Raw genomic sequence first — 9,854 nt, 5'->3', positions numbered from 1 at the left:
AAGCAGTGTTTCGACAGTGCTGGGCCGCGAGGCTAAAAATCCGGGGCTATAGCTCAGCTGGGAGAGCGCCTGCATGGCATGCAGGAGGTCAGCGGTTCGATCCCGCTTAGCTCCACCAATTACTGCCAGGGTTTGCATTGCAGACTTTTGCGAAGGTTACGTCCCCTTCGTCTAGTGGCCTAGGACACCGCCCTTTCACGGCGGTAACAGGGGTTCGAGTCCCCTAGGGGACGCCACGTTTACCCGCGTTTTGCGGGACTTTAAAGGCTCATTCGCATATTGAATGGGCCTTTTGTTTTTTCTACCGAAAAAATCCCAACGCCGCCCTCCGTTCTGGGGTAGACATTTTTCGTTCGCTCACTGCTAAATCCCCCTTTTGCCCTTGGGACATCAACATGAGCTGGGACCTGCCCACACCTTTCATCATCGACGTGCATGTCGGCAGTGAAGACATCGATGGCCTGGGGCATGCCAACAATGCCGTCTACGTCACCTGGCTGGAGCGGTGCGCCTGGCGGCATTCCCAACGCCTGGGATTGGACCTGGCGGCGTATTGCCGGCTTGATCGCGCCATGGCGGTGGTCCGTCACGAAATCGATTACCTCGCCGCCGCTTACGAAGGTGACGAATTGGAATTAGCCACCTGGATCGTCGACTGGGACCAGCGTCTGCGCATGACCCGACGCTTTCAGCTGCGCCGTGCGCACGATGGGGTGGTATTGCTTCGCGCCCGGACCACCTTTGCCTGTATCGAGCTCTCTACCGGCAAACCCAAGCGCATGCCTGCCGAATTTCTGGAAGGTTACGCGCCAGCGCTGATCCTGGCCTGAAGTACGCGCAAATTTTGCTAGACTGCCGCCTTTTGCGCCGAGATCATTCCATGCAAATTGCCCTGGCCCCGATGGAGGGGCTGGTCGACAACATTCTGCGAGACGTGCTGACCCGCGTAGGCGGCGTCGATTGGTGCGTCAGCGAATTCATCCGCGTCTGTGATCGTCTGCTGCCAGCTTCTTCGTTCCATAAACTGGCCCCCGAGCTGAGCAACGGCGCGCATACGGCGGCAGGGGTGCCCATGCGTGTGCAACTGCTGGGGTCTGACCCGGCGTGCCTTGCCGATAACGCTGCATTGGCCTGCGAGCTGGGCGCCCCGGTAATCGACCTCAACTTTGGCTGCCCTGCCAAGACGGTGAACAAGTCCCGGGGCGGGGCGGTGCTGCTCAAGGAGCCTGAGCTGCTTCACGCCATTGTCCGCGAGGTCCGGCGCGCGGTGCCTGCCTCGATCCCCGTCACCGCCAAGATGCGCCTGGGTTTTGACAGCCCGGACGGGGCGCTGGACTGTGGCGTGGCCCTGGCCGAGGGCGGGGCGGCCCATTTGGTGGTGCATGCGCGGACCAAGGTTGAAGGCTACAAGCCACCCGCGCACTGGGAATGGGTGGCGCGCGTTCAGGACGTGGTCAAGGTGCCGGTGTTTGCCAATGGCGAGATCTGGACAGTCGAGGACTGGCGTCGTTGCCGGGAAGTCAGCGGCGCCGAGCACATTATGCTGGGGCGTGGCCTGGTGTCTCGCCCGGACCTGGGTATGCAGATCGCCGCCGCCAATGCCGGGACGCCCTACCAGGCCATGGGTTGGGATCAACTGCTGCCGCTACTTCAGGCATTCTGGCGGCAGGCCCAGGCCAAACTGTCACCCCGTTACGCCCCTGGACGCATGAAGCAGTGGGTCGCCATGCTAACGCGCAGCTACCCCGAGGCCGTACTTCTGTTTGCCGAGTTGCGCCGCGAAGAGGACTGCACGCGCATCGGGCGCTTGCTTGGCCTGACGCCGACGGCAGATGAAGCACAGGTAGCGTGACCGCCTGGCACCGCCGAAATTTTTTTGGCACTGCCCTTGAAAGCACATTGATGGGCCATATCTCTTGAGTACGCGATGCCGAATTCGGGTCGCGTAATGACTTACTTGCTGATATCTCAGGAGTTATGACCATGACTACCGCTTTCTCTCTTGCACCACTGTTCCGCCACTCCGTTGGTTTCGACCGCTTCAATGACCTGTTCGAATCCGCGGCCCGCAATGAGGCCGGTAGCAGCTACCCACCCTACAACGTGGAAAAGCACGGTGATGACCAGTACCGCATTGTGGTTGCCGCGGCTGGTTTCCAGGAAGAGGATCTCGACCTTCAGGTCGAAAAAGGCGTGCTCACCGTTACCGGTGGCAAGCGTGACAATGGCTCGGCAGAAGTGACATACCTGCACCAGGGCATTGCCCAGCGCGCCTTCAAGCTCTCCTTCCGCCTGGCTGACCACATCGAGGTCAAGGCTGCTGGCTTGGCCAACGGTCTGCTCAGCATCGATCTGCTGCGTATCGTGCCTGAAGAAGCCAAGGCCAAACGCATCCCGATCAACGGCGAGCAACCCGCGCTGAATTGATCCAGCGCATCAACAGGAAGGGCACCCTAGGGTGCCCTTCTTGCGTTGTGCTGGCGCGCCGCCACTTCAGGGCGCTTGCAACAGTTGCCGAAACGCCTGCAGCGGCAAAGGCCGGCTGTGCAGGTAGCCCTGGTACAGGTGACACCCCAGTTTTTCCAGAAACGCCAGCTGTTCGGCCAGCTCTACACCCTCGGCGATTACCGCAAGCCCAAGGCTAAGCGCCATGGCCACGATGGCGCGGACGATTTCAGCATCGTTGGGATCTATCGTCACGTCACGGACGAACGTCTGGTCGATCTTCAGGGCATCGACTGGAAGGCGTTTGAGGTAGGTCAGCGAGGAATACCCTGTGCCGAAGTCGTCCATGGCAAACGTTACCCCGTGGCTTTGCAACTCTCGCATCTTGGCGATGGTGTCTTCTAGGTTCTGGATGACGATACCTTCGGTGATCTCGAGCTTGAGCAGTTTCCTGGGCAGTTGACTGTCGTCGAGGCAGCGCAAGACGCGGCCAACAAAATCTTTCTGGCGAAATTGCCGCGGGCTGATGTTGACGCACAGGCTGAAATCGTCGACATCGATCAAGCCGTCGGCCAGCAGGTGGGCGCAGGCAACGCACGCCTCATCGAGTACCCAGTTGCCCACCTCCAGAATCAACCCGCTTTCCTCCAGGACCTGGATGAACTGGCCCGGCGACTGCTGGCCGAGTTGAGGGTGGTGCCAGCGTAGCAGCACCTCGGCGCCGACGATCCGTTTGTCGCGCGCGTCGACCTGTGGTTGGTAATGCAGGGCCATTTCGCCACGGGCCAGCGCCAGGCGTAGATCACTCTCCATGCGCAGGCGTTCGCTGGCCGCCTTCTGCATGGTGGCGTGAAACAGTTGAGTCGTGTTGCGCCCGGAGTCCTTGGCGCGGTAAAGCGCGATGTCGGCGCGTTTGAGCAGATCGGCTGGGGTTGTGCCGTGGTCCGGGATCAAAGCCACGCCAATGCTGGGGGTCACCTGCAGGCGCTGGCCGTCGAGTGACATGGGCTGGGCCAACAGGGCGCGTACGGTGTCAGCCAGCTGGCGAACCGTATGCTCGACCTCATCACGATTGCCTTCCAGGCCGCTGAGCAGTACCACGAACTCGTCACCACCCAGCCGTGCCACGGTGTCCTCCACACGTACGCTGGCCTCAAGCCTGGCCGTGATGATCTTGAGCACGGCATCACCGACCGGGTGGCCCAGCGAGTCGTTGATGTGCTTGAAATGATCCAGGTCGAGGAAAAGCAGGGCACCACGCAAGTCGCGCCGCTTGAGCAGGGCAATCTGCTGACCCAGCCGCTCCATCAGCAGGGCACGGTTTGGAAGATTGGTCAGCGGGTCATGGTAGGCAAGGTGACGGATCTGTGCCTGGGCTTGTTTCAGTTGGCTGACGTCCCGGGCGGTCATCAGCAGGCACTCTACATCGTTGAGCATGATCTGCTCCACGGACACCTCTACCGTCAGGAGATCGCCGCGCTTGTTGCGCCCCAGCATTTCCCGATGATGTACCCGGCCATGCTCGCGCAGTTCAGCCAGCAAGGCGGTTCGCTGTTGCGCATCGGTCCAGATTCCGATGTCGAATACGGTGCGCCCGACGACGTCGCCCACCGAGTATCCAGTCAGCCGGCAGAAACCGTCGTTGATTTCCAGGTAGCGCCCGGTTAGGCATTCGGTGATGGTGATGGCGTCCGGGCTTGAGTGAAACGCCTTGGCGAATTTCTCTTCGCTGGATTTGAGCGCTGCCTCTGCCCGCTGTTGTTGAGTGATGTCGCGCAGCGTGGTGACGCTGCAGGGTTGGTTGTCCACGGTGATGAGGCGGCTGGAGATCAGGCAGGTCAAGGCTTCGCCACTGCGGTGGTGGACGACCAACGCCACGTTGGTCAAGGCCTGCTCGCGGATGACCCGCTCGATGCGGTGGGCTCGCAGGGCAGATTCGGCCCACAGGCCTATCTCCTGGGCCGTGCGGCCGATCAACTGCTCGGTCGTCCAGCCGAAGGTGTGGGTAAAGGCGGGGTTGATCTCGATGAACTGTCCCGTGTCCTGACGCGTCACGCAGATCGGGTCGGGGCTGACTTGAAACAGGCTGGCAAACTTTTCTTCCGAGGCACTGAGGCGAAGCTCGCGTTCAACCTGGTCGGTGATGTCGAGCAGGGTGCCCGCCATGCGCAGAGGGTTGCTGTGCTCGTCGCGATACAAGCGCGCACGGCTTTCGATATACCGCGAGACGCCGTTCTCCAACTGTACCCGGTACGTGAACTGATAATTGCCGGCCGGCCCTTCGCGCAGGCTGCTGTAGGCCTTGCGCATGGAGAGGCGCTCCTGTTCCGGAACGCCTTCGAAAAACGCATCGAAGGATTCGTGAAAGGCTACTGGCGGCAGCCCGTGCAGTTGTGCAGCCCGGGCCGAACCGTAGAGCATGCCGCTGGGAATGTGCCAGTCCCACGTGCCCAGCTGCGCCGAGTCCAGCGCCAGGTCCAGACGCTCCTGGCTGTCCTTGAGGGCAAGGTCCGCGCGCTTGCGCTCGGTGGTGTCGACGAAGGTACTGAGCTGATAGGTGGTGCCTTCGAGCTCGATGCCCTGGGTGCAAAGGATGCCATCATGGACCTTGCCGTCGCTGCCGCGGAACTGCACCTCCATGGTCAGCGGGCCGCCGCTCAGGCGAGAAGAGTCGAGCATGTGCTGGCGTTGTGCGGCGTCGGCCCACAACCCCAGCGCCACGCTGGTGCGGCCGATGACCTGGCTGGCGGGCCAGGCGAACGTATCTTCGAAGTGCTGATTGACTTCGAAGATCATGCCGTCATCACGACGGGTCAACAAAATGGCATTCGGGCTCAGGTGGAAGAGGGTAGCGAGGCGCTTTTCGGAATTCATTAGCGCGGTTTCCCGCTCGCGCTGGCGCGTGATCTCGCGTACTACCCCAATCATCTGCGGTCTGCCGTGCGGGTCGCAAGTCAGGCTGCCATTGATCTCCAGCCAATGCAGGCTGCCGTCTGGCCAGCGAATGCGGTGGCGCATGGCTCGCCCTACCGGTTCGCCATCGAACACCGCCTGAAACGCCTTGCGTGTTCGCGCGCGGTCCTCCTCGGCCAGCAGGTCCAGGTAGTCGATGTCTCCGGGCAGGGCGCGCAGCGGGTCGAAACCGAACAGGGCCTGGGTGCCCCGGGACCAACTGACCCGGCCGCTTTCGATATCCCAAAGCCACGCACCCAGGCGTGCACCGTTCAGGGCAGCCAACAGCTGCGGCGCACTCTGCCAAGCCTGCTCCGCCGCCTCGGGCTCTGCCGCATGGATTCGCGGCAGGCGCATCAAGCGATTTGCTGATTTGGGCATGATTACCAGACCTTTGGCATGGGACACATCCTTGAAGGGGCCGGGCTGACGGCTATTCAGGCGCTTGCCGCATGGCCATCGAGCAGGGCCATGAACGCCTTGGCAGCGTTGGACAGGGTGCGCTCGGTGTGCAGAATGTAGCCTAGCTGGCGGGACAACCCAATGCCGGGCAAGGCGATGGGCGCCACCTGTTCGTCAAGCATCGTGCGCGGCAGCACGCTCCACGCTAGGCCGATCGATACCATCATCTTGATGGTTTCCAGGTAGTTGGTGCTCATGGCGATGTTCGGTGTCAGGCCTTGGCTTTCGAACAGACGCTGGACAATGTGGTGGGTGAACGTATTGCCCCCTGGAAACACGGCGGGGTGGCACGCCACATCAGCAAGGGTAACGGCGTCGTTGTTGGCCAATGGGTGCTCCGGGGCGGCTACGAAATCCAGCGCGTCCTGCCATACCGGTACAGCGTTGATCAGGGGATGAGGTTCAGGTGCCAGGGTGATGACGGCGAGTTCGGCTCGACCATGCAGAATCTCATCGTAGGCCTGTTCCGAATCCAGGAACTGAATATCCAGCGCCACTGCCGGGTATTGGCGGGTGAAAGCCCGCAGCAGTGGGGGGAGGCGGTGCAGGCCGATGTGATGGCTTGTTGCCAGGGTCAGGCGCCCCCCCACTTCCCCTGACAGATTGGTCAGCGCCCGTCGGGTATCCTCCAGTACGTTGAGAATCTGGTAGGCCCTGGGCAACAGTGCCCGCCCGGCTTCGGTCAAGGTTATCTCGCGGCCCAGGCGGTCGAATAACCGTGTGCTCAACTGCTGCTCCAGGCCAGCAATGCGCTTGCTGACAGCGGGCTGGGTCAGGTACAGGCGTTCTGCCGCACTGGAAAAGCTGCCAGTTTCCGCAATGGCGATAAATGCGCTGAGATTGGCCAAGTCCATTTACTGAATTCCTTTTGGTTATCCAAAGGATAAAAAATATGAATTTGAGTTATTCAATCTAACCCCCTAGCATCGCCCATACAAGCCAAGTGGTCTTTGGCATAGAAAGACGCTGATGAGGAACAGTCCGATGGCTGGCAAAACGCTCTACGACAAACTCTGGGAAGCCCACGAGGTCAAGCGCCGTGACGACGGCTCGTCCTTGATCTACATCGACCGTCACATCATCCATGAAGTGACCTCCCCGCAGGCTTTCGAAGGGCTGCGCCTGGCCAAGCGCAAGCCATGGCGTATCGATGCCAACATCGCCACGCCCGACCATAACGTGCCGACCACCCCCGAGCGCAAGGGCGGGATCGAGGCCATCGTCGACCAGGTGTCGCGCCTGCAGGTGCAGACCCTCGACGAGAACTGTGACGAATACGGCATCGTCGAATTCAAGATGAACGACGAGCGCCAGGGCATCGTTCATGTCATCAGCCCCGAACAGGGCGCTACCTTGCCAGGCATGACCGTGGTCTGCGGCGACTCGCATACCTCAACCCACGGCGCCTTCGGTGCGCTGGCCCACGGCATCGGCACCTCCGAGGTCGAGCACGTGCTGGCTACCCAGTGCCTGGTGGCCAAGAAGATGAAGAACATGCTGGTGCGGGTCGAGGGGCAACTGTCGCCGGGTGTCACGGCCAAGGACATCGTCCTGGCGGTAATCGGCAAGATCGGCACTGCCGGTGGCAACGGTCACGCGATGGAGTTCGCCGGCAGTGCCATTCGCGCGTTGTCGATGGAAGGCCGCATGACCATCTGCAACATGTCCATCGAAGCCGGTGCCCGTGTCGGGTTGGTGGCCACTGACGCCACCACCATCGCTTATGTCGAAGGCCGCCCGTACTCGCCCAAGGGCGAGCAGTGGACCCGTGCTGTCCAGGCCTGGAAAGACCTGGTCTCCGATGAGGATGCGGTTTTCGATACCGTGGTCGAACTCGATGCCACGCAGATCAAGCCGCAGGTCAGCTGGGGTACCTCGCCAGAAATGGTGCTTGCCGTCGACCAGCGTGTGCCGGATCCGGCTGCCGAAGCGGACCTGGTCAAGCGTGGCTCCATTGAGCGCGCCCTGAAGTACATGGGCTTGCAGGCCAACCAGGCGATCACTGATATCCACCTGGATCGCGTGTTCATAGGCTCGTGCACCAATTCGCGCATCGAAGACCTGCGCGCGGCAGCGGAGATCGCCAAGGGCCGCAAGGTGGCGAGCAGCGTCAAGCAAGCCATCGTCGTCCCCGGCTCGGGCCTGGTGAAGGCTCAGGCCGAGCGCGAAGGCCTGGACAAGATATTCGTCGAAGCCGGCTTCGAATGGCGCGAGCCAGGTTGCTCGATGTGCCTGGCCATGAACCCCGATCGGCTGGAAAGCGGCGAGCACTGCGCATCCACCTCCAACCGTAACTTCGAAGGGCGTCAGGGCGCAGGTGGCCGCACGCACCTGGTGAGCCCGGCCATGGCCGCCGCAGCCGCCGTCACCGGCCACTTCATCGATGTCCGCGAGTTGATCCAAGGGAGCGCAGCATGAAAGCTTTCACTCAGCACATTGGCCTGGTTGCGCCGTTGGACCGTGCCAACGTCGATACCGACCAGATCATCCCCAAGCAGTTCTTGAAGTCGATCAAGCGCACAGGCTTTGGCCCCAACCTGTTCGACGAATGGCGCTACCTGGACGTAGGTCAACCCTATCAGGACAACAGCAAGCGCCCGGTAAACGAGGAATTCGTGCTCAATCACCAGCGCTACCAAGGCGCCAGCGTGTTGTTGGCGCGGGAGAACTTCGGTTGCGGGTCCAGCCGTGAGCATGCCCCTTGGGCACTGGACGAGTACGGCTTTCGGAGCATCATCGCGCCCAGCTTTGCCGACATCTTTTTCAACAACAGCTTCAAGAATGGCTTGTTGCCGATCATCCTCAGCGATGAAGACGTCGATGAGCTGTTCAAGCAGGTGGAAGCTGCGCCAGGTTACCAGCTGACCATCGACCTGCAGGCCCAGGCGGTCACACGCCCAGATGGCAAGGTGCTGCACTTCGAGATCGACGCATTCCGCAAGCATTGCCTGCTCAATGGCCTGGACGACATTGGCCTGACCCTGCAGGACAGCGATGCGATCAAGGCGTTCGAGGACAAGCACCGTGCTGCGCAACCCTGGCTGTTTCGCGACGCCTGACTAAAGCCTGCGCGCTCGCCGGCCTGCTTGCCAGCAGGTCGGTGCAAGCGGCGTCACCCACGCACCGTGGCTCAAGCCAGTGCCACTGGCGCAATGGCCGAGCCCATATCGGCGACTACTCCACCACCAGGACATTCCAATGACGCGCACGCAGCATACCGATGTGGTTCAGCGCCAGTTCGGCGATCAGGCTGGGGCCTACCTTAGCAGCGCCGTGCATGCTCAAGGCAGCGAGTTCGCGCTGTTGCAGGCCCAGTTGCAGGGGCAGGTCGACGCACGCGTGCTGGACCTGGGCTGCGGGGCAGGTCACGTCAGCTTCCAGATTGCGCCGTTGGTGGCGCAGGTGGTCGCGTACGACCTTTCCCAGTCCATGCTGGACGTCGTCGCCAACGCTGCCGCCGATCGTGCGCTGACCAATATCATGACCGAGCGTGGCGCGGCAGAATCCCTGCCGTTTGCCGATGCTTCGTTCGATTATGTGTTCAGCCGCTACTCAGCCCATCACTGGAGCGACCTGGGCCTGGCGCTGCGCGAAGTGCGCCGCGTGCTCAAGCCAGGCGGTGTGGCTGCATTCATTGACGTCATGTCGCCGGGTAGCCCGCTGCTGGACACGTATCTGCAAGCAGTAGAGGTGTTGCGCGACACCAGTCACGTTCGCAATTACTCTGCTGCCCAGTGGCAGCGCCAGGTCAGCGAGGCCGGCCTGCGTGTTCGCAGTCATGCCCGGCAGTCACTGCGCCTGGAGTTCGGCAGTTGGGTCGAGCGCATGCGCACCCCTGAGCTGATGCGCCTGGCCATCCGCGAACTGCAGCAAGCCATGGGCGAAGAAGTACGGCAGTATTACCAGATCGAGGCCGATGGCTCGTTCAGCACGGATGTGCTGGTGCTGTGGGCAGAACGTTAAGCCTTTTTCGGCGCGGCCCCATTCGCCGCGCT

The 9,854-nt window shown here is 61.7% G+C and carries 8 protein-coding genes and 2 tRNA genes; 8 read left to right on the top strand and 2 right to left on the bottom strand.

The window, feature by feature from the left end; all coding sequences use genetic code 11:
• Positions 1 to 42: 42 nt before the first annotated feature.
• The 5 genes from ACF8R3_RS13350 (at position 43) to ACF8R3_RS13330 (ending at position 2,427) form a co-directional block, all read left to right on the top strand.
• Positions 43 to 118 (top strand) — tRNA-Ala (locus ACF8R3_RS13350).
• A gap of 42 nt (positions 119 to 160) precedes the next feature.
• Positions 161 to 236 (top strand) — tRNA-Glu (locus ACF8R3_RS13345).
• A 159-nt stretch (positions 237 to 395) separates the two neighbouring features.
• The gene (locus ACF8R3_RS13340; protein WP_392515708.1) at positions 396 to 830 is read left to right on the top strand and encodes an acyl-CoA thioesterase; all 435 of its coding nucleotides are present in this window, start codon (positions 396 to 398) and stop codon (positions 828 to 830) included.
• Positions 831 to 880: 50 nt separating this feature from the next.
• On the top strand, positions 881 to 1,852 hold the full coding sequence (locus ACF8R3_RS13335) for a tRNA-dihydrouridine synthase (protein ID WP_058637682.1): 972 nt from the start codon (positions 881 to 883) through the stop codon (positions 1,850 to 1,852).
• Between the two features lie 131 nt (positions 1,853 to 1,983).
• Positions 1,984 to 2,427, top strand: coding sequence for an Hsp20 family protein (locus ACF8R3_RS13330; RefSeq protein ID WP_027916483.1), 444 nt, complete (start codon positions 1,984 to 1,986; stop codon positions 2,425 to 2,427).
• A 66-nt stretch (positions 2,428 to 2,493) separates the two neighbouring features.
• On the opposite strand, the gene ACF8R3_RS13325 is transcribed toward ACF8R3_RS13330, so the two are convergent.
• Positions 2,494 to 5,778 (bottom strand): bifunctional diguanylate cyclase/phosphodiesterase, encoded by a 3,285-nt coding sequence (locus ACF8R3_RS13325; RefSeq protein ID WP_078478225.1) that lies wholly within the window; start codon positions 5,776 to 5,778, stop codon positions 2,494 to 2,496.
• Between the two features lie 56 nt (positions 5,779 to 5,834).
• Positions 5,835 to 6,713 (bottom strand): LysR family transcriptional regulator, encoded by an 879-nt coding sequence (locus ACF8R3_RS13320; RefSeq protein WP_058637680.1) that lies wholly within the window; start codon positions 6,711 to 6,713, stop codon positions 5,835 to 5,837.
• A 130-nt stretch (positions 6,714 to 6,843) separates the two neighbouring features.
• Here ACF8R3_RS13320 and leuC point away from each other — a divergent pair, with 130 nt between their 5' ends.
• The 3 genes from leuC (at position 6,844) to ACF8R3_RS13305 (ending at position 9,822) form a co-directional block, all read left to right on the top strand.
• Positions 6,844 to 8,277, top strand: coding sequence for a 3-isopropylmalate dehydratase large subunit (gene leuC / locus ACF8R3_RS13315; protein WP_058637679.1), 1,434 nt, complete (start codon positions 6,844 to 6,846; stop codon positions 8,275 to 8,277).
• The gene (leuD, locus tag ACF8R3_RS13310; RefSeq protein ID WP_058605545.1) at positions 8,274 to 8,918 is read left to right on the top strand and encodes a 3-isopropylmalate dehydratase small subunit; all 645 of its coding nucleotides are present in this window, start codon (positions 8,274 to 8,276) and stop codon (positions 8,916 to 8,918) included. Before leuC ends, leuD begins: the two co-directional genes overlap by 4 nt.
• A 139-nt stretch (positions 8,919 to 9,057) precedes the next feature.
• Positions 9,058 to 9,822 (top strand): class I SAM-dependent methyltransferase, encoded by a 765-nt coding sequence (locus ACF8R3_RS13305; RefSeq protein ID WP_058637678.1) that lies wholly within the window; start codon positions 9,058 to 9,060, stop codon positions 9,820 to 9,822.
• Positions 9,823 to 9,854: the final 32 nt, after the last annotated feature.

Source organism: Pseudomonas sp. FYR_7, from assembly GCF_043106155.1.
Taxonomy (GTDB): Bacteria; Pseudomonadota; Gammaproteobacteria; order Pseudomonadales; family Pseudomonadaceae; genus Aquipseudomonas; species Aquipseudomonas parafulva_B.
The sequence above is the reverse complement of the archived record's forward strand: the minus strand, read 5'-3'. Positions and strand labels throughout refer to the sequence as shown.